The sequence below is a fragment of the Parafrankia sp. EAN1pec genome (assembly GCF_000018005.1).
Classification (GTDB): Bacteria; Actinomycetota; Actinomycetes; order Frankiales; family Frankiaceae; genus Parafrankia; species Parafrankia soli.
This window is the reverse complement of sequence record NC_009921.1, coordinates 5995459-6018319: the sequence shown is the minus strand read 5'-3', so window position 1 is coordinate 6018319 and position 22861 is coordinate 5995459. Positions and strand designations below refer to the sequence as shown.

Here is a 22861-nt window from a genome sequence, read left to right as displayed (position 1 = left end):
CCATGTCGGCCTGCTGCGGCGTGGAGCCGCGGGAACTACATCTGCGTGACTCCCGGTCTGGGCGTCTGGTGTTGGCGTCCTTACGATCTATGGGACACCGCCGTCGCTCCGGAGGGTGACCCATCATGTCGAAGTCCGCGACTTCGCCCCAGCACGCTGCCCGGCGTGGGCGCCCCCGGCTCGAGATGGACGAGCCGGTGGATTCCCTCGCGCTCGCGGACGCGCAGGAGGTCGCGGAGTTCGACGCCTACGTGGCCGCGCTGTTGACCGCGCCGGTCACGGCGTTGACGCCAGCGCAGCGCCGCCACCGCACGGAGGTCGAGGCCCTGACCGTGGCCACCGGCCGGCCCGCAGGGCCAGGCAATGATCGACACTCTGCGGGCGGCTGAGGGGCCGGTGCTGGTTCCGCGGCCGTCGCCGGGGGTGCTGGTCATGTTGGCGGCCTGGCAACGGGAGATGGGTCGGCGCCTCGCGGCCGGGCCAGGAGGTGCGCCGCCCGGCCTGACATGCCGTCGGCTGGTCAGAATCATGGGTGGGTTCGTCCGTGGGACGCGCCGTCGGCCGTGACCGGCGTCGGTTCCGACCTTGAGGAGTGGTTCGTGCGCAGGCTGGTCTACTTCGTGGCGTCCACCGTCGACGGGTTCGTCGCGGGTCCGGACGGCGCCGACCCCACCGGTCCCGACGGGTTCTGGCCGGTGCCGCAGGACTACGTTGAGCATCTCGCCACCGAGTACCCGGAGACCCTGCCCGGTCCGGCGCGGGCGGCCCTCGGCGTCACCGCTGCGGGGATCCACTTTGACACTGTCCTGGAAGGCCGGCGCAGCTACGAGGTCGGGCTGCGGGTCGGCCTGACGAACGCCTTCCCGCACCTGCGGCACCTGGTGTTCTCGCGAACCCTGACCGTGAGCCCGGACCCGGGCGTGGAGCTGGTCGCCGACGACCCGGTCGCGACGGTGCGGGAGCTGAAGCGGCAGGACGGCAAGGACGTCTGGCTGGTCGGTGGGGGCGAGCTCGCCGGCGCCCTCTACCAGGAGATCGATGAGCTTGTCGTCAAGCTGGGGCCGCTGACTCTCGGCACGGGTATCCCGCTGTTCTCCCGTACCGCCGCGTTCGACCCGAGGATCTGGGTGCTGGCCGACCACTCCGTTTTGAAGAGCGGGGCGGTCTTCCTGACCTACCGTCGGTCACCCTTGTAGCTGGGACGGCGGAGTCCCGGCGCCGGTTCGCGAGTGCCGCCGTTACGGAGCTCGCGGTGAGTCCGGGGCTGCTGTCGTTGGCGGTGCCTGCCTGGCGACTACCAAGCGACATTGAGTGCGAGTGTCAACAGCGCCTCGTGCGCCAGGTACAGCACCCCGCCCGTTTTGGTGATGGCGGCGCTGAGCTGGTCCAGGTTGTCGGCGGACCACCAGCGTGCGTCGAGCACGTCGCTGCCCGCAGTCGCGGTGACCTCGCGGTCCAGATGAAACGGTGCCACCGCGGTGGCCGCCCAGGCCCAGTCGGTGTTGTGCGGGTCGTTGACGTACGCGGTCCATAGCACCTCGGATTCGGCGCCGTGCAGGTCTACACAGGTCTCCTCGCGCAGCTTCCGCACAAGCGCGGCCACTGCGCCGGCTCGGCTTCTCGCTGCGCCTGATGACCTGGGTGGCGATCGGGATCTGGGCGCCGGTGCGTCTCGCGCGCCGCGTGCTGGCGGCTCCCGCCGCCAGCGAGGCCGGGCGCTGATGCCGCCAGCTCCCGCGCGCATGTCGTGGACTACACACGCACTACGGCCAGAACCGAGGTGGGTCGGCGATGACGCCGGGAAGCATCGCCCCCGGGCCGGGGGAGCCCGCCGAGCGGCCGACGATCTCGCCCACCGCGAAGGTCCACCGGGGCCTGTTCGTCGCGCCGGTGGACGCGTGGGTCGCGGAGGGGGCCGACGGGTGGTGGCGGATCCCGCTGGTGGACATCCCGCGGCCTGCCGGCAGCGGCAGCAAGAACGACCCGGAGCGCCGCCGCGCCCTCACCAGGGTGCGCAACGCTTGGATGCGGGAGATCCGCCGCCGCGTCGAGGCCGGACAGCTCTCCGGCACCTACGTCTCCCTGACCCGGGTGGCCGAGGGGCAGGAGTGGTTCTACTGGGGCCCCGCCGCCCCCGGGGAAGAGGTCTCCGACGGCAAGGCCTCCGACGGGGATTCCCGGGAGTAGCGCCATACTACTCGGTTTGGCGCGCTTCGCGGAGTGTAACGAGATAGGTCGCTAGCCTCGTTGTCCGTGAGAGTGTTCGGGTGGGCGGCAGACGCCAGCGCCTGCGGGTACTACCGGCTGGGGCTGCCGCTGGAGGCTCTGAAGGCCCGCGGCCATCGCACCCTCGTCTCCACCGTCCTGCCGGCCGGGTGGCTGGACGCGGACATCATCGTCGGCCAGCGGGTGTGTATGCCTGAGCCCTCGCAGACCTGGCAGCGCCTGGCCCGGGACGGTCATCTGCTCGTCTACGAGATCGACGACAACCTGTTCGGCCTGCACCCGACGAACCCAGGCCGCCGTCTGTTCGGCGACTCGGCGGTGCAGCAGCGCGTCCGCGATAACGCCGCTGTCGCCTCGCTGGTCACGGTGACCACCGAGGCTCTCGCGCAGGTGATGCGCGAGATCAACCCCAACGTCGTGGTGTTGCCAAACCGCATCCCGGGCTGGCTGCTCATCCGCGACCGGCCCCGCCGGCAGCGGCTCACGGTCGGCTGGGCCGGTTCGGCCACCCACTACGCCGACATCGCGGAGATCGCCTCCCCGCTGCGCCCGCACGTGTTCAACCGCTCGAAGTCGCCGCTGCGCGTGCTGGAGGTGGCGGCCCTCGGCATCCCCGCGGTGGCCAGCGAGTACGGCCCGTACGAGGACTTTGTGCGCCCCGGCGAGACCGGGTTCCTGGTCCGCTGTGACCACGAGTGGGTCACCTACCTGCGGGAGCTGGCCGGCGATCGGGAGCTGCGCGAGGTGCTGGTCGCCGACGTTCGCACCCTGGCCCTGCCGGCAGCCGACATGGTGATCCTCGGCGACGTCCTAGAGCACATGGCCAGCAGTGAGGCTGTCGACCTGTGGGGCCGAGCCCGCGCTGCCGCCCGCCGCGGCGTGCTGGCCTCCCTGCCCGTGGTGCCCTACCCGCAGGGTCTGGCTGAGGGCAACCCGTTCGAGGCGCACGTGGAGGAGTGGAGCGACGCCCGCGCGCAGGCCGTGCTGCCCGGGGTGGTCGCTCACGACGTCGACGGGGAGATCGGCGTGTACCTCGCCGGCCCGGCCGAGGAGCCGGCATGCGCCTAGGACCGATCGGCCGGCAGATCGACCCGATCCCGTCCTCGGTGCGGTTCACTCTCTCGCCGACCTCGGATCGGGATGCCTACCGGCGGCGCGGAACGCGGCCTGCGCCGTGCAGAGTCTCGGCGGTGACGCCGACGAGCTCACCGAGATGCTCGACGCGCTCGGTCTGGACCGGGAGAGCGTCCGCGAGGGCCGAGACGAGGCGCGCGGGGCCTGAGAGGGGTAGGGACGGCCGCCAACCGGTCGCGACTCGTGCCCTCACCCGGAGCGCTCCCTACACCCCCGACACCCACGACGCTGGTGATATCAGCCCTGCCGGCAGGCGCGTTCGCGAATCTCCCGACGCTGCGCCCACCTGCTCCTGCGTCAACCCGACAGCGCTCGTGAGGTCTGCGCCGGTGAGGTCCGCTCCGGTGAGGTCCGCCTCGGTGAGGTCCGCAAGCATGAGACATGCGTCGGTGAGATCGGCGTCGCGGAGCTTCACACGGGCGAGGTTCGCTCCGCTGAGGTCCGCCTCCCCCAGGGAGACGCCAGCGAGAATGCCGCCGGGTGCTTGGAGGCGGTGAAGCGTGGCGGGGCCGGTGAAGTCTGCTCCGACGAGATCGGCGCGGGGGACGCCGTTGAGGATGGGCAAGCGGGCCAGCACGGTGACGGCAGCGTGGACGTCGACGGCGTGGAGGATGGGGCTGGCCGAGTCGGGGGCGTCGGGGCGTAGGGCGGGGTCGGTGCTGTGGACGCGGGCGAACGCGGAGAGCACTTCGACGACAGTGCGCTGGTCTGCGGCGCTGTCACGGGCGACCCGTTCCAGGGCGTAGATCCCGCCGAGGCGGACATCGAGACTGTCCGAGCCGAGCTGGCTGATCGCGCTGGCGTACAGCTCCCGAACGTGGGTGTTCTCGTTCGCCCGCCGGACCTCGGCGTTCGCCTGCCGGGTCTCGTCGAGCGCGATCAGACCGCCCGCTACCGCGGTCAGCGCGGCAGCGGCAGTGAGCAGCCCGCCCTGCAACGCGGCGCGGGCCTGGACCGCGCCGTCGCTGGTCCCCGGATACATCCGGCCGGGTAGGTGCCAGATCCCGACCACCGCGCACACCGCACCCACTGCGGCGATCCCCGCGACGATCCACAGCCAGCGCCGGCCGGCGCGCCGGTGCGTTCCCCCGTTGTCGGTCACAGGCAGAGTTGTACGCCCGTGTGACGATCGGGCTGCCGCCCGCTGAGCATGAAGACGTCGCCGTCGCCGAGGTCCCGGCTGGGGACCATCTGGCCGTGGCGTCCGAAGACCTCGTCGGTCTCCTCCTGGGTGATCTCTCGCATGGCTTCCTCCTCGGTTCTGGATGTGGCGGGCTCTACGCCCAGGTGATCGTCAGGTCGTGGGTGCGGGCGGCCTCCGCGAGGGAACGCAGCCGGCCGAGGGTGTCCTGGAGGTAGCCGGGCCGCCGGCCGCACTCCACCCACCGCGCGCCGCGAGCGCCGTACTCGTCGGTGCCCGGCATCCCCTCGTCGTCGGGGGAGAGGGCCAGGGCGGTCAGGACGCGCCCGGCGAAGTCCTCCGCACTCGCCCTCGCCGGTGGCGTTGTCGAACGGCTCGAACGGGCCGCTGGAGCCGATCCCGTCGGGGCTGGTGGGGTAGCCGAGGACATCGAGCACCCGCCGGGCGTTCACCTGGCCCACCTCGACGGGCTTGATCGGGGCAGCGTAGATCGGCTCCAGGATGCCGCCCTGGTAGTCGATGCAGGTGGGGTCGACGCAGCCCGCCGCGTGCTCTCGCTCGATCTGGGCGATGGGGGTGCTCGCCGGCCACGTGCGGGTGTCGCGGTGCTCGCCGTCGCAGTAGACCATCTGGTAGCCGACCGTGGCGGTGGTGGCGGTGAAGGTGACGCTCATGGCGGTGGCCTCCCTCGTGGTGGCGTGGGGTGTTCAGGCGGCGGCGATGTAGGTGGCTGGCGGCATCGGGTAGGCCACCCGCACGGTCCGGCTTGCGGCCGAGGTGGCGTACAGCGCCACGGCGGCACCGTGGTGGCACCGCTTGCCGATCAGCCCGGCGTGGCAGTTGCACTGGCCGGTGATCGCGGTTCGGTGCACGACGCCCTTGCTGCCGACGGTCAGGTAGACCCGGCGGTCGCCGGTGCCGCGGAGGTGGATGACGCCGCCCAGCTCGACGAGTTCGATGGCGTCAGTGATCTGGCCCGAGCTGTAGCCGGCGGCGACGAGGTGCTGCCTGCGAGCGCAGATCGGGCCGAACCCGGTCGCGATGGTGGCGGCCGTGCGGAGCGGACGGTGGCAGCCCTTGCACCGGACGATGTCCTGGCTGGCGATCACGCGGGCCTCCGATTCGCTTGGCCGATCCGACTTCCCAACTGTAAATTATCATGTGAAGATTCATCAAATGGTGATGTGAAGATCTGTCACATGACTATGTTAAGATCGGCGAATGGCAGGGAGCGAGGACGAGCTGACCGCCCTGGTGGCGGCGGTCAACAGTGCGCGGGAGCGCGAGGACGAGGTGCGCCGAGTGGCGCACCTGGACTACTGCCGTGCGATCCGCGAGCTCGTCGGGTACGAGGAGCGGGCGCACGGACAGCGTGGCGCCAAGTCCCGCGCCGCCCGGCATCTCGGCATGAGCGCCCAGAATGTCGGGATCATGCTCGACCAGCTCCATGAGGCTGAGACCGGCGCCCCGCGGCCGAAGCAGGTGCGGTCGGCGCGCGGGGACGAGTCGGTAACGGCGGGGCATGCGGAGGTGGGCTCATGACGCCGCACGTTGACGCCGAGACGCAGGAGGAGGGCTGGCCGAAGGGCGAGCCGATCGAGGTGCTGGACTGATCGAGGGCGAGTCTCCGCTCGCTCATGGTTTCGCGCGCGCCATTACCGCCGTCAGCGGATCATGGACCCATGGGGTCTACCACCCCGACTGCGGCCCGCACTGCGAGACCAATCCCGGTGGCCCGGACCGCCACCACCACTGCCCCGAATGTCATCCTGACCGTAACGATGTCGCTGTCGGGACCTACTTCATCCCCGCGGGCCCCGCTCCCCCCGATGGCCGCCGCCAGGTGCTGCCCGTAGCCGGATTCGTTTTCCTCGTCGCCTGCGTCGTACTGCTGACGCTGGCCGCAACGAGCGTGATCGACATAGATCAGACGGCGTTTATCCGGCTGAGCCTGGTGACGGCCGCGCTTGCGGCGGCCATCATCGTCTGGGTTCTTCGGTCGACTCGCGGCTGATCGGCCCGAGCGCCAGCGCGGCTGCCCTTCACCGTCAGGCCACCGCGAGCCAGAAGAACGTCCGCGCCCCGGCGGACACGTTCGCCCCGTCGCGGCGCTGCACGATGAAGGTGAACCCAGTCGCGGTCGGCGCCCCCACGGCGACCGCTGGCGCCGCCAGGTCCATCAGCGGGCCCGATACGAACACCATGCTCGGCGCCGTGGGGAAGGCTGCCGGGAACGTCACGGCCACGGTACCGCCACCTGATGTCGCAGGACGAGGAGCTCCACGTCCTTCGCGGTGTCCCCGCGCACGCGGAGCAACATCAGTCCGAGAGCGTTGCACGTCAGGGCGTAGAGCAGCGACCACACCACGACCATCCAGCCTGCCCGACACAGGCCCCGCCGTCCTGCAGACAAACGCGCAGGTCACCACCCAAATCCGGGTTCTGGAGCCCCACAGGCTCAGGAGGCGATCGAACCCTAACGCCTGGTCACCTGGTGGCACCTTCGTGACCAGATAGCAGATTCCCCCCGGCCAGGCCAGATGTTGACTTCGTCACAAAAACTCTGCAAACATCCACCTCCTATCGGCCTGACCAGGTCCCCTCCTCCACGGCCCGGACGGGCTACTCGGTTCACCCCCGAGCCAGCCCGCCCCTACCGAGAGCAGGTAGGGCCCTGATCTCGAAGGACGGGCGGATGCATGAAGCGCGCACGGAACCCACATGACGTTCAGCCGCACCAGCGGCCCGGGTTTCGCCCGGCGGGGCGGCCACCGGCAGGACAACGTCCCGCCGGGAGGCGTACAGCGAGGCGACGCACGGGGGGGCCGGGCTTAGGCTTCCTGGCGGAAGCCGCCAGGACCGCGAACCCGTTCCTCGTCGCGGGCTGTGGGGGCGACGACAGCGAGAACGTCTCGCCCCCCAGCACTGCTGGCATCAGCAGCACTACCAGCACCAACACCGCCGAAATGCCGCGGCCGCGCACGCCGTCCGAGGGCACCCCGATCCGGATCAGGCTGATCTCGGACGGCAGGAGCCCGATGTGAACAACCCGTAGACGCGCCTGCTCGACGCCGCCGCGACCACCCACAGCGAGGACATCGAGACCAGCAGGCCCGGGACGACGGCCCCGGTCATGGTGCTCGCCGCCCGCTGGCCGGCGACCGAAGGGCTCTCCGGCGACCTCACCCCGTTGTCCATCGCCGCGGCCGTGAGCACAGTACCGGAGAAGGACCTGCCGGGTGCGAGCGGACTGGGGTTCCGCCGCATCGGCGAGGCCGACCCGGCCACGCCCGCCGTCCGCGTCCGCAGCGGACTGGTGACGACCCTCGACGACGAGGGCCAGCCCCTCGGGCGCGAGGCGGGCGGTTTCCCACCGACCGAGGACTGAGCCGACCGACCGGACCGAGGGCGGCCGCACCGGTCGCCGGGCCCGATCCTCCCGACGCCCGCCCCGGTCGCCGCCTGCTCGCGAGCTGATCCGGTCGCCGGCCGCGTATACCACCAGACGCCCTCCGTCAGTCATCAGCACCCCGTCAGAGCCGCATCGAGGTCCAGTTGCCGGGGCGCGGCCCGGCGACCCGTTCCCACCAGCGCAAGCAGGCCGCTCCAACGGACGGCGTCACGAGCCGTCGTGCCGCCCGGAGCGGCCCAGCCGGTGGAGGCGAACCGCCCCGGCCGACCACAACCGAGACGAGGTAGATGTATGCCGAATACAGAGAATGTGGCCGCCGGGATGCCCCGCAGGCGGTCGCGGCGACGCTCGGTGTCCACCCGCCTGGGCGTCCTGGCGGTGGCGGCGAGCCTGCTGCTCGCCGCCGGATGCGGCGGCGGCAGCGCGGACCCGTCGACGGACGACAGCACCCCCAGCAGGGACATCTCCGCCGTCCTCGGGCCGATCGCCGAGGCCAAGGGCGCGCCGGTGCGGATCGGGATGATCTCGGACGGCAAGGGTCCGGTGTCGGACCTCTCCGTCGAGTTCGACATGGCCAAAGCCACCGTCGGGTACCTGAACGAGCGCCGTTCCGGCATCGCGGGCCGGCCGATCGAGCTGGTGACGTGCGAGGCCCTGGCCGACCCGGCCAAGGGCACCGACTGCGCGAACCGGATGGTCGAGGAAGATGTCGTCGCCGTCGTCGTCGGCTCCTCGTCGATCGTGGAGAGCATCTGGCGGCCTCTGCACGACGCTCGCGTGCCGGTGATGTTCCACTCCGCGAACGGCGCCCCGCTGCGGGACAGCGAGTCGACCTTCGCCATCACCGACTCCGCCTTCTCGCTGATCAACTTCCCGATCCAGCTGGCGAAGGAGAAGGGCGCCGGGAAGGTGACAGCGGTCACGATCGACGTGCCGTCCGCGACGGGCATCTACCGGACCGCCGCTCCGTCGGCGTTCGACGAGGCCGGCATCGAACTCTCGGTCGTGCCGATCCCCCCGGGCACGGCCGACATGATTCCGCAGATGCAGAACATCGCCTCCGGCGACCCCGGCATCGTCGAGGTGACCGGAAACGACGCGTTCTGCATCGCCGCGTTCAACGGTCTGCGGGCGGTCGGATTCACCGGGACGGTCACGGGCGTCTCGCAGTGCATCACTGACAGGACCCGCAAGGCGGTGCCGGGCGATTTCCTGGAGGACATGCCCGTCCCCGCGACGGTGCCGCTCGGCACGGACAACCCGGCGACCCAGCTGATCAACGCGGTCGCGACCACCTACGGCAAGGACGTCGACACCGGCCGCACGGCTGCGATGGCCATGTTCACGGTGTTCGCCGCCTTCCAGTCCGCGACCGGGGAGATCTCCGGCGAGGTCTCCCCGGAGACCATCATCGCCGCGATCAAGGGGATGCCGGAGAAGGAGCTGCCGGCCGCCGGGGGGCTGCGGTTCCGCTGCAACGGCAAGGCCGACCCGGACCTGCCGGCGGTCTGCGTCCGCGGCGGGCTGGTGACGACCCTCGACGAGGAGGGCCAGCCCACCGAGTACGAGGTGATCGGCAGCACCCCCATCGAGGACTAGTCGCTCAGTCGTCACCGTCGTGCTGGCGGTAGAGCGGCAGGTGGTTGGCCTTGTGCACGGCACGGAGCAGACCGATCGGAGCGGTGTCCAGGTCGCCGTCGGTCGGCAGCGGCTCGTCGGAGGTGGACAGCAGGTTGGGGTGCGCCTTGCGCAGGTGCGCGACCAGCGCGGCCCGGTCGACCTCGGCGCTCACAGCCGTCCGCTCTGCACGCGGCTAAGGACGTCGAAGTGCGCCTGGGCCGCCTCGGCGCCGGTGGAGCGCCGCTCCATGGCGATCTCGTTGTCGTCGAGCAGGGCCGCGGTCTCGAAGATCAGCGGAGGACGGCCCTGCTCGATGTCCTCGGCGGAACGCATGTCCCGGGGGATGAACATGGTCGACACCTCGACCGGGCCGGCGTCGGTGTCGACCACCTCATGGCTGAAGCGGCGCGACTCGATGTCGGCCATGAGCGCCTCGCCGACCGCGTCGCTGATCGGATTTCCCTGGACCCCGTAGAAGCCGGTCATGGACCCACCCGCTCGGCGTTGTCGGGAAGCCGGCCGGCGTATTCATCCGGAACGGCGCCCTGGTGCCAAAGGTTGCTGGTATGGACGAGGTCGCCGCCGTCGTTGAGACGGAAGGCGAAGGGGTGGCCGCTGAATCCGGGCAGTGGGTCATCGTCAGGGCCGACGACGTAGTGTTGTCCGCCCGCGCGGATGACCTGCTCGCCCTTCCCCGCGCGGTCTCCATCCTTCTCGGGTGTTCCGCCGTCGACGAGGCTTGTCGCAGTAGCGCTGGGCCTCGGCCTCGTCGGTGAACATCCGGAGGCCCTCGTTCGCGAAGATCGTCCCGTCGCTGAGACGGTCGTGGCGAACCACGGCGTAGAGCGGCCTGCGCGTGTCGAGCGCGCTCACATCTCCTCCAGCGGGATCCGGGTGATGCCCTCGGTGGTCAGGGCAAGCACCCGCTCGGCCGCGAGCGAGGGCGAGCTGGCGGCGGATGTCCCTGACGGCGTCCTGCGCCTCCCGGCGCCGGTCCGGCGAGTCGACGTAGGACAGCTCGCCTTCGGCCTCGGCCAGCAGGTCAGCGATGGCGGACGCGGTGGGTTCGAAGACCCCGGCGTCGGTGACTGCGAAGGCGACGAGTGCGTCCAGGCCCTCGGTCACGGCGTCGAGGAGGCCGCCGTAGGCGTGCTCACCCCAGCCGGTCGGCTCGTGTCTCTCGTCCCAGCGGTCGTCGTCCACGGCCCGCTCTTAATCTTGTAACACCACGGTATACTCGGACTCAAGCGCAATCTATGTCGGTGTGGAGAGAGAATTCGAGAGATTCGCGGGCGCGTGAAGAGTCGCATCGACGGGTGGGTCGCGTTGTGGAGGTGGGCGGCCTGGATGTGATCGTCGGCGTGCTGGTGCAGCCGGGCGTGCGAGTCGGCCCGTCTTGTCCTTGTCAGGGCAGACGTCTGGGCACCTCTCAGCCCTGGACGGCACCTCGGCCAGCAGACTCACCTGGGTCCTTGGCAAGGTCTGCGGGGCGGAGATCACTCCCCCTGTCGCTGCTCCCAGTCGTCCAGCATCCGCTGCATCACGGCGGCCAGCTGGCCGCGCTGCTCATCCGTCATCTGCGGCGCGGAGGTAGCCGCCCGACCGGAGACCTGGAACCACTCTTCGAGGGTCATCGGCGCCGGCGTCGCGTCGAACTCAATCACCACCCGCCGGCCCGATTCCACGGGGACCGGCTTCGCATCCTCGAGGACCACTCGCTCGGCCGAGCGAGGTAGCCACTCCATCGCGCCATCGACATCCAGCAGCGCCTGCACGGTGGCCGGCGGCAGGGAGCCCTTGTCGAGGGCAGCGAACAGGTCCTGGACGCTGGGAAGGCCGGGCAGCAGCCCCTCCGCCAGCGTCGCCCACAGGCCGGGGGGCATCTCGACGGCCGGGTCCGTGCCACGGTCGCTGCACCGTGCCTCCACCGCGCGGCGCAGGCGGGCGGGCAGCTCCTCCAGTGGGGTCGGCGACTCGCCGTGAACCGCGACTCGCAGCGCGGATTCCGGCGTCCATTCCGAGCGCTCACTCCAGACCTTGAGCCTGGTCAGGAGCGCCGCTTTCCCGTCCCTTAGGGCGTACCGACTGGAACCCTCGGCGAGCCAGCCGCGCTCTATGCGGCGCCGCTCGATGGCGTCGAACAGCCGCTGGGACTCCTCTGGAGTCGTGACTGCGCGACCGCGTCCGTCCACCGGCCTGGTCGCACTCGACTTGTCTCGCCCTACTGCCATGGCCACAGTCTCCCATCCCAGTCGGCGAGAGACTGCGTGACGCCCCGCCCTCCAGGACATCCTCCTGCACCCAGGGAGATAGGCGGAGATCACGGGTAAAGCGAGAGGCTCCGAAGTATTGATCTTGAAGTCTCTCGATTTCTCTCGTTACACTGATATAGGCTGCCGTTGACCATGATGTGTCAGAGGTAGGAGGGGAGATGTGGTGATCAATCTGAGGCCCAAGTCCGAGTCGGCCAGCCCGCCGGGGCTGGCGGGGCTGTTCGAGCGACTCGACGCGATCCCGGACGGCGAACTGCTCACCGCTCCGAAGGTGGCGGAGATCTTCGGCGTGAAGGAGCGCACCGTCACCGCCTGGGCGCGGGACGAGCGTCTCAACGGGGTGCTGCTCAGCCGCAGCGCCGGCTGGAGGTTCACCCCGGCGGACGTGAAGGACTTCGCGGGTCGCCACTACAAGACGCACGCCGCGTCGACCGCATGACAGCGGCCGGGCGCGGGGGGTGACCAACCCGTACCCCGCAACCCGGCCGAGATGTCCCCCTGAGAAGTGGAGAACTTGCCCAAGCATTACACGGTGCTCCTCCAGCAGGAGCGCACCATCCGCGAGACCCGGGTCGACACCTGGCACGGCCTTGCCGACAGCCCCGAGGACGCCCGGGACCAGGCCGACCACGCCCCACGAGCCTGGGGCACGGCCAGTCGGGTCGTCCTCAGCACCAGCCCCGCGGACTCGGAAGACGTGCTGACCTTTACGGCGTCCCGGTTCTTCCCGAGCCGTTCACTGCTCGAGGCCGCCGGCCGACTCGTCCCGGGTGGGCCGGGAGATGTTCGAGGCCAGATCGCGGACGCCGTCGAGGAGATCCACACCGACACCGCCGGCATCGCGAAGATCGCGGATCGGTGTGGGTTCTACCGGGACCTGACCTGGCGCCTGTACGGCACGGGCTGGCGCTGGGCGGAGATGGCCGGTCTGCGGACCGACCTCGTGGTCGAAGGCAACCGTGATCCCGACGACAACGGGCCGTGCATTGACCGTGACGCCGGGTGCTGCGCGTGCACCCGACACTGGGGTGCCTGGTCGAGGCCAGCGGAGGGCTGACCTCCGGCCCACCGAAGACCCGCGGCTCCGTGCGGACGACCCGCGTCCCGGAGTTCGTCTTCGACATGATCGATGCCCGCCTGGACATGATGCCGAAGAGGGGCGACCGAGGATCGTTCGTCTGGTACGGCCCCCGGGGCGGACTTCTGCGCCGGTCGGGGTTCAACCGCCGGGTATGGCGTCCCGCGTGCGACGGCCGCGAGGCCGAGCCCAAGCGACGGGGAACTTCCGGCCACCCCGCCTGGGATCCACTCGTGCCTGGCATGAAGGTGCACGGCCGCGGGGGGCGTGGCATCTCCGGGGTCTACTCGCACGTCCTGCCGGAGACCGAGGACCGGATCGTCAAGATCCTCCAGGCTCGGCACGAGGCCGCCATCCTCGCGTGACCCGACCGCCCCGCTCGGCTGGAACCTAAAAGATCTTCCATGGTGCCCCCATGAAAGCAGAAGGCCCCCTCCATCAAGATCGATGAAGAGGGCAACTTCCCTTGTCGGGACGACAGGATTTGAACCTGCGACCCCCAGACCCCCAGTCTGGTGCGCTACCAAGCTGCGCCACGTCCCGTACTGACGAACGCTACCCTACCGGAGATCCGGCGCTGTGGCGGGGGTCGATCTCGCGTAGCGGCTCAGGTCGTCCCGGGGGATCGGCCGGCGCGACATGACCACACCGGCCGATCCGTCCTAGGCTCCTGGGGGACGGTCGGTTCAGATCGACCCGTGGCCGCGGCGGCGCATGCCGGCGCCGATCAGGATGGCACCGAGACCGGCTCCGGCGATCGGCAGCAGCGGCGAGTTGCCGCTGTCCGCGGTGCCGCCGCCGCCCGCGCCGACGCCGCCGGCCGGGGCCGCTCCGGCGCCCGCACCGACACCGACACCGGCGACGACGCCGACCGGGCAGTCCCTGTCCCTGTCCTTGTCGTTGAACCAGTCGTCCTTGTCCCTACCGTCCTTGTCCCTACCGTCCTTGTCCCTGTCGTCCTTGTCGGCGTTCCTGTCGTCGACGAAGGCGCGGGCCTCCTTGTCGCCTTCGCGGCCCCTGTCGTCCCTGTCCTTGTCGCCGAAGATGTCCCACTCCTCGGACTTCTTGTCGTCGCACCGACCCTTGTCGTCGAAGATGTCGGCGTGTGCGGCCGTCAGTCCGGGTCCGAAGCTGAGGATGACGGTTGCCGCGCTCGACATGGCGAGAAGCGCGGCGCTCCGTCCCATTCCCTTCCTCATCTGGTCCCCTCTCTCACGCATGGTTATTGCTTGGTCACTGCGAGTGACACCATAGCGAGGAGTGGTCGGGATGGGACGCAGCGAGACGGCGTGGTGCGACGGGTCCGAACGGGCCGCGGCCACGACCGGCACGGGACCGGCATCCATTGCGGGACATGGGTTGAGGTGCCGCGCGCGACCGCCTCGCCCCTCCTTGCCGGATGTGGTTGTGGCGTGGGTGCGTTCGCGTCACGCGACGCGGCGCGCAACTACGCTCGGCTACTACTGAGGCTCGATACCATCACCTTGCGTAGTTCTTGGTGGGTCGGTGTCGATGGACGGTCGCTGGACGGAGACAGTCGTGAAGCGTGGAGCGACGGAGCGGTCGCCGGTGCGTATTACGTTCTCCCGCCTGCTGCTCGTCGCGGGCGTGGTACTGGTCGTCGGGAGCGGGTTCCGGCTGACCGAGTCCGATCCCGCCCCACCCTCGGACACCGAGCGGGTCGACGTCGGCGGCCTCGGTACCGCGATCGGGCAGGCCGGCGCGCTCGACGGGACGGCCGCTCCCGGCGGCCCGGCGGCCGCCACGCCGGTGCCGACGCTCCCGCCGGTCGTGGTCACCGACCCGACGCACGTGCGGATCCCGGCGATCGGAGTGGACGCGGCGATCGTCCGGCTCGGGCTGAACGCCGACGGCTCGCTGGCCGTACCGAAGAAGTGGCAGGAGGTCGGCTGGTACGACCGGGGCCCGGCGCCCGGCGCGCTCGGCCCGTCGGTGCTGGTTGGCCACTACGACTCGACCTCCGGGCCGGCCGTCTTCTACCGGCTGCGGGCGTTGCGCGCCGGGGACCAGATCGAGGTCACCTCGCCGACCGGGCTGCGCACGACGTTCACGGTCGACCGCACGGAGGACGCGACCAAGAAGGCGTTCCCGACCGATCGCGTCTACGGCCCGGTGGGCCGGCCGGAGCTGAGGCTGATCACCTGCGGCGGGGCGTTCGACGAGGACACGAACCACTACCTGAGCAATCTGATCGTCTACGCGCACGCGAACAGCCCGTCCGTGCCGGGCGCCCAGCCGCCCGGCACCGGGGCGCCGCCCGCCGGCGCCCCGCCCCCGGCCGTGTCTGCGCCGGCCGTGTCTGCGCCGGCCGTGTCCACTCCAGTCGCGCCCACTCCAGTCGCGCCGGCGCCCGCCATCCCTGTGCCGGTCGGGGCGGCACCCGCAGCCCCGGCGTCTGTCGTGCCCGTGCCTGTCGCGCCCGCTACGGCCATGCCCGCTACGGCCATGCCCGTGCCAGGCGTGCCCGTGCCCGTGCCCGTGCCAGGCGCGGGCGCGGCGCCGAACGCCCCCGCTCCGCCGGCCCCAACCGGCTAAGCCGGCCGGCGACCTTTCGTCGGATGTTTCGCGGTGGCCCCAATGTGCTTTGCGGGCGCTCCGCGGCGGTCGCGCGCCCCCACGAAGGTCGAGCCCGTCCCGCCCATTCTGTTTCACGCGTATTGCCCGGTGTGGCCGCGCAGACCCGCCGTCGCTGGCGCCCGGACCCCAAAGGCCACGTCCGGGGCGGTCTGGCGGCCCGTGCGGGGGCGTTCCGGCGCGCGTCGCCCTGATGATCCGCCCGGCCGGCGCGGGAGGCCCGAATGCCTATATCAGGCAGGTATCAGCGGCCTCTCCCCGGGTGCCGCCGCGGCCCGCCCGCCCCACGCCCGCCGGGTGTTGATCCGACGGAAAGTGAGCGGCTATTTCCATGTCGTGATCGAACCCTCGCGTTCCGGAAAGGTGGGCGATTGTTGTGAGGGGGGTGATTGTCGGGCAAGTGCCGAAGTCCACTATCTTCAGCATCGGCACCTGCGTGCACAGCTATTTGAGAGTGCCGAGCACCGTCGGATGTATGTAAAGCGTCGAGCCGAAGCGCCGTGTCCTGCCCCCGGCCCGACGACCCCTCCGAGACAGGCGGGGCAGGACGAGGGACCTCGGCGGTCCCGGTGACCGGGCGATCCGTCCGGTTGCCGGGACGGCCGATCCGGTCCCGCCGGCCGTGCTGGCCGGCGGGTCGGTGTGCGATGCCGAGCGCGGCAGAGCGCCTCACAGGCGCCGGTAGAGAGAAGGACACGCGTTGCCCCGTCGTGGAATTGCCTGGCTGCCCGAGGACTGGGAGCAGTTCGTCAAGGGGCGCCAGCGCCCCTCGAACGCCCGATCGGGTACGGGCGCCCGGCGGCGCACCTCCCAGCCGCCTCGTCGGGCGGCGACGATCGCCGCGTTCACCACGGGCACGCTCGCGGCCTCGACGGCGGCCTTCGCCGCCACGGTGCCGGCCACCCCGGACGGCACCGCGTCCATCGACCCGGGCGCGACCCAGACGGCCTCCGTGCTGCCGGGCCAGGGCGGGACGGACGCGCCGGACGCCGCGGCCGCCGCCGCGCCGCTGGCGGGGGCGATCGCGTCCTCCGAGCCGATGTTCACCAAGGTCTCGCTGACGGCGGACAACACCACGGTCGCGCCGAACGCCCCGGTGGTGCTGACCGTCCGGGCCAATGAGGCTGGCGGCGCTCCGCTGGCCAACCAGCGGGTCCGCATCGTCGTGGTGAACGGGCCGAAGTGGCAGACCTCGACGGCGCTGACGACCGACACCAACGGTCAGGCCCAGATCACCGCGCGGCTGCTGACCACCACGACGATCACCGCCGTCTTCGACGGCACGAGCGCGCTGCGGCCCTCGCTGGCCGGCGCGGCCACGATCACGATCAAGGCGCCGACGGCGCCCCGCCCGGCCGTCAGCCAGGCCATCCCGTCGGTGATCCCGGGCAGCTCGATCGGGGAGAAGGCCGTCTACCTGGCCTCGCTACAGAAGGGCAAGCCGTACGTGTGGGGGGCGGAGGGCCCCTACTCGTTCGACTGCTCCGGCCTGGTCCAGTACGTCTTCAAGCAGCTCGGACGTTCCCTGCCGCGCACCGCGCAGGGCCAGTACAACGTGTCGACCCACGTGCCGCAGTCCGGTAAGCGCCCCGGCGACCTGATCTTCTACGGGACCGAGGGCAACATCTACCACGTGGGCATCTACGCCGGGAACGGCTACATGTGGGCCGCGCCGCAGACCGGCGGTGTGGTGTCGCTCCGCCCGATCTACAGCTCCACCTACAAGGTCGGCCGGATCATGTGACACGCGGGGCGGCGCGGGCCCGAACCGGGCCGAGTGCCGCCCGCGCTCCGCGCTCCCGCACCTGGCCGCGCGCCGTCCCGCGCCACGCCGGGCCCGGACGGCGGCGACCACTCGGCGACCCGGCCGGCGCCCATCCGCTAGCGTCAGAGCCGACGACCCGCGTCCAGCGGTCGGCGCGCGAGCCGTCGGCGCCCGTCTTCGTGCGGCCGGGTCGGGGAGGAGGGACGCGGCGTGACGGCGGAGACGCAGGCCTCCGACCGGATCTGGACCATCCCGAACCTGCTGTCCGGTCTGCGCCTGCTGGGCGTGCCGCTCTTCCTCTGGCTCGCGCTGGGCCCGGAGGCGGACGGTGCCGCGCTGGGCGTGCTCGCCTTCGCCGGCGTCAGCGACTACCTGGACGGCAAGCTCGCCCGGGTGCTGAACCAGACCAGCCGCCTCGGGGTGACTCTCGACCCGCTGGCCGACCGGCTCTACATCTTCGCGACCATCGTCGCGCTCACCCTGCGCGACATCGTCCCGCTGTGGTTCGCGTTGGCGCTCGTCGGCCGGGACGTCGCGCTGCTGGGCCTGGTGCCCGTGCTGCGCCGGCTCGGGGTGGGCACCACGCTGCCCGTCCACTACCTCGGCAAGGCGGCCACCTTCAACCTGCTGTACGCCTTTCCGCTCCTGCTGCTGTCCGCCGGCGACTCGTGGCTGGCGACGGCGGCCCGCCCGCTCGGGTGGGCGTTCGCCATCTGGGGTATCGCTCTTTACTGGTGGTCCGGCCTCCTCTACGCAGAACAGGCCCGCCGGCTGGCCGGGGAACGCGCCCGCCTGGCCGCGGCGCGAAAATAGGGAGGTAACCCTTGAGAGCCGTCGTGATGGCGGGCGGCGAGGGCACCCGGCTGCGGCCGCTGACCGCGAACCTGCCGAAGCCCCTGCTGCCGGTCGTCAACCGCCCGATCATGGAGCACGTCCTGCGGCTGCTCAAGCGGCACGGTTTCGACGAGACCGTGGTGACGGTCCAGTTCCTCGCAGCGATGATCCGCAACTACTTCGGCTCCGGTGACGAGCTGGGCATGCACCTGTCCTACGCGACGGAGACCACGCCGCTGGGCACCGCGGGCAGCGTGAAGAACGCCGAGGACGCGCTGCGCCACGAGGAGTTCCTGGTCATCAGCGGTGACGCCCTGACCGACATCGACCTGACCGACCTCGTCGCCTACCACCGGGCGCAGGGCGCGCTGGTCACCGTCGCGCTCAAGTCGGTGCCCGACCCGCTCGAGTTCGGCATCGTGATCACCGGCGAGGACGGGCGGATCTCCCGGTTCCTGGAGAAGCCGACCTGGGGCCAGGTGTTCTCCGACACCGTCAACACCGGCATCTACGTGATGGAGCCGGAGGTCCTCGACCACGTCCCGGCCGGCGAGGCGGTCGACTGGTCCGGGGATGTCTTCCCCCGGCTGGTCGCCGCCGGGGCGCCGGTGTTCGGCTACGTCGCCGGCGGCTACTGGGAGGACGTCGGCACCATCGCCAGCTTCCAGCGCGCGCAGGCGGACGTGCTGAACCGGCAGGTGGACGTCTCGATCGGCGGGTTCGAGGTCTCCCCGGGGGTCTGGATCGGCGAGGACGCCGACGTCCACCCCGACGCGATCCTCAAGGGCCCGCTGGTCGTCGGCGACTACAGCAAGGTCGAGGCCGGCGCCGAGCTGCGCGAGTTCACCGTGCTCGGCAGCAACGTGGTGGTGAAGCGGGGGGCCTTCCTGCACCGGGTGGTCGTCCAGGACAACGCGCTCATCGGCCCGCGGACGAACCTGCGCGGCTGCGTGATCGGCAAGAGCACGGACGTGCTGCGGGCCGCGCGCATAGAGGAGGGCGCGGTCATCGGCGACGAGTGCGTCATCCAGGAGGAGGCGTTCGTCTCCCATGACGTCAAGGTCTACCCGTTCAAGACCATCGAGGCCGGGGCGGTCGTCAACACCAGCGTCATCTGGGAGTCGCGCGGGCAGCGGTCGCTGTTCGGCCCACGCGGGGTCTCCGGACTGGTCAACGCGGAGATCACCCCGGAGCTGGTGGTCCGCCTGGCCAGCGCGTACGCGACGACGCTGAAGAAGGGCTCCACCGTCACCACCGCGCGGGACGGCTCGCGCGCGGCCCGGGCCCTCAAACGGGCCGTGATCAGCGCCCTCACCGCCGGCGCGATCAATGTCCGTGACCTGGAGGTGGCCCCGCTGCCGGTCGCGCGCTTCGACGTCCGCACCTCGGACGCGGCCGGCGGGATCATGCTGCGCTCCAAGCCGGGCGACGCCGAGCGCATCGACATCGTCTTCCTCGACGCCGACGGCGACGATCTCTCCCCGGCCGCGCAGCGCAAGCTCGACCGCGTGTTCACCCGGCAGGAGTTCCGCCGCGCGTTCCCCGGCGAGATCGGCGACCTGCGCTTCCCGGCGCGCACGGCCGACGTCTACACCCAGGACCTGCTCGACCGGGTGGACACCAGCGGGCTCGCCGAGGCGGATCTCAAGGTGGTCGTCGACCCGTCCGGGGGAGCGGCGTCGCTGCTGCTGCCCACCCTGCTCGGCCGGCTCGGCGTCGACGTGCTGACCGTCAACGGCCGGCTGGACGAGACCTACCCCGAGCCCGGCGCCGAGCAGGAGCGCAGGGCTCTGGACCGGCTGGGCGCGCTCGTGGCGAGCTCACGCGCCGCGTTCGGGGTCCGCTTCGACCACATCGGCGAGCGGATCACCATCGTCGACGAGCGCGGCGACCTCATCAGCGACGAGCGGGCCCTGCTGGTCATGCTCGACCTCGTCGCGGCGGAGAACCGCGGCGCCCAGGCGGCGGTGCCCGTCACCACCACCCGGGTCGCCGACCAGGTGGGGCGCTTCCACGGCCTGACCGTGCGGCGGATGTCGATGTCCGGCTCCGAGCTCTCCCGGGTCGTGCAGGCCGAGCCGATCGTCTTCGCCGCCGACGGGCGGGGCGGATTCGTCGTGCCGGAGTTCGCTCCCGTGATCGACGGCCTGGCGGCGTTCGTCCGGCTGGTCGCGCTGGTCGCCCGGACCAGGCTGACGCTCAGCGCGATAGACGCGCGGATCCCTCCGGTCGCGATGGTGCGGGCGTCGGTGCCCACACCGTGGGCGGAGAAGGGCACTGTCATGCGCCGCGTCGTCGAGTCGGTGGACGTCGACTCGGGCGACCAGGTCGACACCACCGACGGGGTGCGCGTCGTCGGCCCGGACGGATCCTGGGTGCTGGTGCTGCCCGACCCGTCCGAGGCGGTGACCCATCTGTGGGCCGAGGCGGCGGATCTGGGCGGCGCGCAGAAGCTGGTGCGCCGGTGGAGCGCCGTCGTGGAGACGGTGCCGCCGGAGCAGGCTCCCGTCACCCGTTCATGATCGTAACGGCTTCCCGGCGGCGGAACGCGACGGGTATGCCACAGTGGCCAGCCGGCCGTCGGAGAGAATGCCGGATGTGCACGGACGGACACGGCTGACCACGCGCGCGAGCGGGGGGAGCCCGCTGGCGGGCGGCGTCGCGGCGACGGTGCTCGAGCGGATCGTGGCCGACGCGCTCGAGCCCGCCTACGCGCGGCACTCCGACGTCGCGCGCGGAGCCGGTCGGCGCGGTGGCGGGTGGGTCAGGCGGCTGCTGCTGCCCCTGACGCTGCTTCTCGCGGGCCTGCTTGTCGCCGTGAGCGTGCGCCAGGCGGTCGATGACGCGCCGTCCCGGGAGCGGCTGCGGGCGCGACTGAGCGCCGAGTACGAGGCCCGCTCCACCCACCGGGACGGCCTCGCCTCCTCGGTGGCCGTGCTCCGCTCCGCCACTGAGGGCCTGGTGAACCGGCGCCGGACGGCCGACGGGCTCTGGGCGGTCGCGAACGCCGAGATCGACGCGCTCGCGGCGCCGGCCGGCCTGGCGCCGGCGCGCGGCCCCGGCGCGCGGGTGACCCTCGTCGACCCGTCGGCCGGGCCGCCCGCCGACGCGGGCAACCCGCGGCCGACGGCACAGGGCCCCGACGGCCGGCTCGCCGACCACGACCTGGCCGACATGGTGAACGCGCTGTGGGCCACCGGTGCCGAGGCCATCGCCGTGAACGGGGTCCGGCTGACCGCGCTGAGCGCGGTGCGCGCCGCGGGCGACACGATCCTGGTCGGCCTGAGCCCGGTCGCGGCACCCTACGTGGTCGACGTCGTCGGGGACCCTGACACGATCGTTCCGGGGGTGACCGCCGCGGCGGTCACGCTGCGCCTGCGCACCCGGATGGGCGCGCCCCCGAACGCCGTGACCGTCGCCCGCCTGGACGACGTCACCGTGCCGGCGGCCCCCAGCCCGAGCCTCCGATATGCCCGAGGGAGCGGATCTTGACCCGTGAAGGTGCGATCACCGGCCTGCTCGCGCTCGTTGTCGGCGTCGTCGCCGGGCTCCTCGTCGCGCCGAAGCCCCCGACCTGGCTGGACCCGTACCTGCCGGTGGCGGTGGTCGCCGCGGTGGACGCGGCGGTCGGGGGCCTGCGCGCGGCGCTGGAGCGGGTCTTCTCCGACCGTGTCTTCGTCGTGTCCTTCCTGTCGAACGTGCTGCTGGCCGTGGCGCTCGTCGCGCTGGGCGACGCGCTCGGCGTCGGCGGCGCGATGTCGACCGCGATGGTCGTCGTCCTCGGCATCAGGATCTTCACCAACGCGAGCGCGGTCCGCCGATCGCTGCTGAAACTGTGACCGGCGAGCTGCCGCCCCGCGCTCCTCGGCTCCACGTGCCGCCGCCCGGCGAGTCGCCTCCCGGTGAGCTGCCGCTCGGGGAGCCGCCGGACACCACGGGGCCGGCCGGCGGCGGCCCCGCTGTCGTGCGCCCGACTGTCGGGAAGGCGACGAGCGGCGGCCCCGGCTCCCGGGTGCGGCTGTTGCGATACGTGACGGTTCTGTTGCTCGCGGTCCTGGGATTCGGTGTCGCCGTGATGATCCGGATCGCCGACACGCCCGAGCGGCTGGCGGCGGCCCGGCCCGACGAGCTCGCCACCGAGCTGGAGGACCTCGCCGTCGCCGGGCGGCGGCTGGAGGTGGAGGCCACCGGTCTCGAGCAGACCCGCGCCGCGGTCGCCGACGGCGCGCGCGGCGACGCCGACCTCGACCGGGCCCGCCGCGAGGCCGAGGCCCTGGCAGTGCTCGCCGGCACCGGCCCGGCGACCGGGCCGGGCGTCACCCTCCGCATCGACGACCCGCGGGGGACCGTAGAGGCGTGGATCCTCGTCGACGCCCTGCAGGAGCTGCGGGACGCCGGTGCCGAGGCGATCGAGCTCTCCGGTGTCCGTGTCGTGGCCTCCACCTACATCGTCGACGCTCCCGGCGGCGGTATGACCGTGGACGGCGGCAGTGTCACGCCGCCCTACGAGCTGCGCGTGGTCGGGGACGCGCACACGCTTGCCCAGGCAATGCGGATTCCTGGCGGAGTGCTCGATACGGTAGCTACCCGGGATGGCGCGCATGCTGAGGTCACGAACTCGGATCGGATCGAGATCAGGGCGCTGCGGGCCGTTCCGACCCCCCGTTTTGCCCGTCCAGCCGGTTGAGGGGGCGCGCCCCGCGACGACGCCGTCGCGGTGGGCGCCGGCCGTCCGGACGGTCCCATGCGTCCGTCGACACCCGTGCCGGCGCTCGGCACCACG

29 protein-coding genes and 1 tRNA gene are annotated in these 22861 nt (G+C 71.6%); 18 read left to right on the top strand and 12 right to left on the bottom strand.

From position 1 onward, the window contains the following. The first annotated feature begins 125 nt into the window (after nucleotides 1-125). Nucleotides 126-389 (top strand): hypothetical protein, encoded by a 264-nt coding sequence (locus FRANEAN1_RS24585; protein WP_041254746.1) that lies wholly within the window; start codon nucleotides 126-128, stop codon nucleotides 387-389. 210 nt (nucleotides 390-599) lie between these two features. Next, entirely contained in the window at nucleotides 600-1196 is a 597-nt protein-coding gene (locus tag FRANEAN1_RS24580; protein ID WP_020462501.1) for a dihydrofolate reductase family protein, read from the top strand. A gap of 98 nt (nucleotides 1197-1294) precedes the next feature. Here FRANEAN1_RS24580 and FRANEAN1_RS24575 read toward each other — a convergent pair whose 3' ends face one another. Next, nucleotides 1295-1603 (bottom strand): hypothetical protein, encoded by a 309-nt coding sequence (locus FRANEAN1_RS24575; RefSeq protein WP_049795752.1) that lies wholly within the window; start codon nucleotides 1601-1603, stop codon nucleotides 1295-1297. A gap of 188 nt (nucleotides 1604-1791) precedes the next feature. On the opposite strand from FRANEAN1_RS24575, the gene FRANEAN1_RS24570 reads away from it, so the two are divergent. Then, complete coding sequence (locus tag FRANEAN1_RS24570) at nucleotides 1792-2187, top strand: hypothetical protein (RefSeq protein WP_020462499.1); 396 nt, start codon at nucleotides 1792-1794, stop codon at nucleotides 2185-2187. A 66-nt stretch (nucleotides 2188-2253) separates the two neighbouring features. After that, a complete protein-coding gene (locus FRANEAN1_RS37395) occupies nucleotides 2254-3294 on the top strand; it encodes a glycosyltransferase (protein ID WP_347177255.1) in 1041 nt (346 codons plus the stop codon). A gap of 271 nt (nucleotides 3295-3565) precedes the next feature. Here FRANEAN1_RS37395 and FRANEAN1_RS24560 read toward each other — a convergent pair whose 3' ends face one another. The 3 genes from FRANEAN1_RS24560 to FRANEAN1_RS24550 are packed head-to-tail and all read right to left on the bottom strand — an operon-like array spanning nucleotide 3566 to nucleotide 5610. Beyond that, entirely contained in the window at nucleotides 3566-4462 is an 897-nt protein-coding gene (locus tag FRANEAN1_RS24560) for a pentapeptide repeat-containing protein (protein ID WP_020462497.1), read from the bottom strand. Then, the gene (locus tag FRANEAN1_RS24555) at nucleotides 4459-5175 is read right to left on the bottom strand and encodes a hypothetical protein (RefSeq protein ID WP_041254744.1); all 717 of its coding nucleotides are present in this window, start codon (nucleotides 5173-5175) and stop codon (nucleotides 4459-4461) included. Before FRANEAN1_RS24555 ends, FRANEAN1_RS24560 begins: the two co-directional genes overlap by 4 nt. A 33-nt stretch (nucleotides 5176-5208) precedes the next feature. Further along, nucleotides 5209-5610, bottom strand: a complete 402-nt coding sequence (locus FRANEAN1_RS24550; protein WP_020462495.1) for a DUF6011 domain-containing protein — start codon at nucleotides 5608-5610, stop codon at nucleotides 5209-5211. Nucleotides 5611-5722: 112 nt separating this feature from the next. On the opposite strand from FRANEAN1_RS24550, the gene FRANEAN1_RS24545 reads away from it, so the two are divergent. Both FRANEAN1_RS24545 and FRANEAN1_RS41490 read left to right on the top strand, forming a co-directional pair. Next, on the top strand, nucleotides 5723-6043 hold the full coding sequence (locus FRANEAN1_RS24545) for a hypothetical protein (RefSeq protein WP_020462494.1): 321 nt from the start codon (nucleotides 5723-5725) through the stop codon (nucleotides 6041-6043). 301 nt (nucleotides 6044-6344) lie between these two features. Next, nucleotides 6345-6515, top strand: coding sequence for a hypothetical protein (locus tag FRANEAN1_RS41490; protein ID WP_157472786.1), 171 nt, complete (start codon nucleotides 6345-6347; stop codon nucleotides 6513-6515). 34 nt (nucleotides 6516-6549) lie between these two features. Here the strand turns inward: FRANEAN1_RS41490 and FRANEAN1_RS24540 are convergent, their stop codons facing one another. After that, nucleotides 6550-6741 carry a hypothetical protein gene (locus FRANEAN1_RS24540; protein WP_157472785.1) on the bottom strand — a complete coding sequence of 64 codons (192 nt, stop codon included), beginning with the start codon at nucleotides 6739-6741 and terminating at the stop codon, nucleotides 6550-6552. Beyond that, a complete protein-coding gene (locus tag FRANEAN1_RS39555; RefSeq protein ID WP_347176746.1) occupies nucleotides 6738-6875 on the bottom strand; it encodes a hypothetical protein in 138 nt (45 codons plus the stop codon). Before FRANEAN1_RS39555 ends, FRANEAN1_RS24540 begins: the two co-directional genes overlap by 4 nt. Nucleotides 6876-7634: 759 nt before the next feature. Here FRANEAN1_RS39555 and FRANEAN1_RS24535 point away from each other — a divergent pair. Continuing rightward, on the top strand, nucleotides 7635-7889 hold the full coding sequence (locus FRANEAN1_RS24535; RefSeq protein WP_020462493.1) for a hypothetical protein: 255 nt from the start codon (nucleotides 7635-7637) through the stop codon (nucleotides 7887-7889). Between the two features lie 375 nt (nucleotides 7890-8264). Next, nucleotides 8265-9512: an ABC transporter substrate-binding protein gene (locus tag FRANEAN1_RS24530; protein WP_347176745.1), complete on the top strand. Its 1248-nt coding sequence runs from the start codon at nucleotides 8265-8267 to the stop codon at nucleotides 9510-9512. 4 nt (nucleotides 9513-9516) lie between these two features. Here the strand turns inward: FRANEAN1_RS24530 and FRANEAN1_RS24525 are convergent, their stop codons facing one another. The 4 genes from FRANEAN1_RS24525 to FRANEAN1_RS40480 all read right to left on the bottom strand — a co-directional run bounded on the left by FRANEAN1_RS24525 (nucleotide 9517) and on the right by FRANEAN1_RS40480 (nucleotide 11764). Then, on the bottom strand, nucleotides 9517-9705 hold the full coding sequence (locus FRANEAN1_RS24525) for a hypothetical protein (RefSeq protein WP_020462491.1): 189 nt from the start codon (nucleotides 9703-9705) through the stop codon (nucleotides 9517-9519). Continuing rightward, the gene (locus FRANEAN1_RS24520) at nucleotides 9702-10019 is read right to left on the bottom strand and encodes a hypothetical protein (RefSeq protein WP_020462490.1); all 318 of its coding nucleotides are present in this window, start codon (nucleotides 10017-10019) and stop codon (nucleotides 9702-9704) included. Before FRANEAN1_RS24520 ends, FRANEAN1_RS24525 begins: the two co-directional genes overlap by 4 nt. Before the next feature lie 153 nt (nucleotides 10020-10172). Continuing rightward, complete coding sequence (locus FRANEAN1_RS24515; RefSeq protein ID WP_020462489.1) at nucleotides 10173-10736, bottom strand: hypothetical protein; 564 nt, start codon at nucleotides 10734-10736, stop codon at nucleotides 10173-10175. 293 nt (nucleotides 10737-11029) lie between these two features. Beyond that, nucleotides 11030-11764 (bottom strand): hypothetical protein, encoded by a 735-nt coding sequence (locus FRANEAN1_RS40480; protein ID WP_020462488.1) that lies wholly within the window; start codon nucleotides 11762-11764, stop codon nucleotides 11030-11032. Nucleotides 11765-11969: 205 nt separating this feature from the next. Here FRANEAN1_RS40480 and FRANEAN1_RS24505 point away from each other — a divergent pair, with 205 nt between their 5' ends. From FRANEAN1_RS24505 to FRANEAN1_RS24495, 3 genes are all read left to right on the top strand, one after another. Continuing rightward, nucleotides 11970-12245: a helix-turn-helix domain-containing protein gene (locus FRANEAN1_RS24505; protein ID WP_198145359.1), complete on the top strand. Its 276-nt coding sequence runs from the start codon at nucleotides 11970-11972 to the stop codon at nucleotides 12243-12245. Between the two features lie 75 nt (nucleotides 12246-12320). Then, nucleotides 12321-12863, top strand: a complete 543-nt coding sequence (locus FRANEAN1_RS24500; protein WP_157472784.1) for a hypothetical protein — start codon at nucleotides 12321-12323, stop codon at nucleotides 12861-12863. Beyond that, nucleotides 12818-13249, top strand: a complete 432-nt coding sequence (locus FRANEAN1_RS24495; RefSeq protein WP_157472783.1) for a hypothetical protein — start codon at nucleotides 12818-12820, stop codon at nucleotides 13247-13249. Before FRANEAN1_RS24500 ends, FRANEAN1_RS24495 begins: the two co-directional genes overlap by 46 nt. A gap of 104 nt (nucleotides 13250-13353) precedes the next feature. On the opposite strand, the gene FRANEAN1_RS24490 is transcribed toward FRANEAN1_RS24495, so the two are convergent. Together FRANEAN1_RS24490 and FRANEAN1_RS24485 are read right to left on the bottom strand one after the other, a co-directional pair. Continuing rightward, nucleotides 13354-13427: transfer RNA gene (locus FRANEAN1_RS24490), tRNA-Pro, on the bottom strand. 143 nt (nucleotides 13428-13570) lie between these two features. After that, the gene (locus FRANEAN1_RS24485; protein ID WP_347176744.1) at nucleotides 13571-14071 is read right to left on the bottom strand and encodes a hypothetical protein; all 501 of its coding nucleotides are present in this window, start codon (nucleotides 14069-14071) and stop codon (nucleotides 13571-13573) included. 382 nt (nucleotides 14072-14453) lie between these two features. On the opposite strand from FRANEAN1_RS24485, the gene FRANEAN1_RS24480 reads away from it, so the two are divergent. The 7 genes from FRANEAN1_RS24480 (at nucleotide 14454) to FRANEAN1_RS24450 (ending at nucleotide 22765) form a co-directional block, all read left to right on the top strand. After that, the gene (locus FRANEAN1_RS24480; protein ID WP_347176743.1) at nucleotides 14454-15440 is read left to right on the top strand and encodes a class F sortase; all 987 of its coding nucleotides are present in this window, start codon (nucleotides 14454-14456) and stop codon (nucleotides 15438-15440) included. A gap of 739 nt (nucleotides 15441-16179) precedes the next feature. Next, complete coding sequence (locus FRANEAN1_RS24475) at nucleotides 16180-17223, top strand: C40 family peptidase (RefSeq protein WP_020462483.1); 1044 nt, start codon at nucleotides 16180-16182, stop codon at nucleotides 17221-17223. Between the two features lie 231 nt (nucleotides 17224-17454). After that, nucleotides 17455-18057, top strand: a complete 603-nt coding sequence (locus FRANEAN1_RS24470; protein ID WP_020462482.1) for a CDP-alcohol phosphatidyltransferase family protein — start codon at nucleotides 17455-17457, stop codon at nucleotides 18055-18057. Between the two features lie 26 nt (nucleotides 18058-18083). After that, the gene (locus tag FRANEAN1_RS24465; RefSeq protein ID WP_041254736.1) at nucleotides 18084-20600 is read left to right on the top strand and encodes a mannose-1-phosphate guanyltransferase; all 2517 of its coding nucleotides are present in this window, start codon (nucleotides 18084-18086) and stop codon (nucleotides 20598-20600) included. 67 nt (nucleotides 20601-20667) lie between these two features. Further along, complete coding sequence (locus FRANEAN1_RS24460; RefSeq protein WP_041256499.1) at nucleotides 20668-21570, top strand: DUF881 domain-containing protein; 903 nt, start codon at nucleotides 20668-20670, stop codon at nucleotides 21568-21570. After that, nucleotides 21567-21917: a small basic family protein gene (locus FRANEAN1_RS24455; protein ID WP_020462479.1), complete on the top strand. Its 351-nt coding sequence runs from the start codon at nucleotides 21567-21569 to the stop codon at nucleotides 21915-21917. Before FRANEAN1_RS24460 ends, FRANEAN1_RS24455 begins: the two co-directional genes overlap by 4 nt. Beyond that, nucleotides 21914-22765: a DUF881 domain-containing protein gene (locus FRANEAN1_RS24450; RefSeq protein ID WP_020462478.1), complete on the top strand. Its 852-nt coding sequence runs from the start codon at nucleotides 21914-21916 to the stop codon at nucleotides 22763-22765. Before FRANEAN1_RS24455 ends, FRANEAN1_RS24450 begins: the two co-directional genes overlap by 4 nt. Nucleotides 22766-22861: the final 96 nt, after the last annotated feature.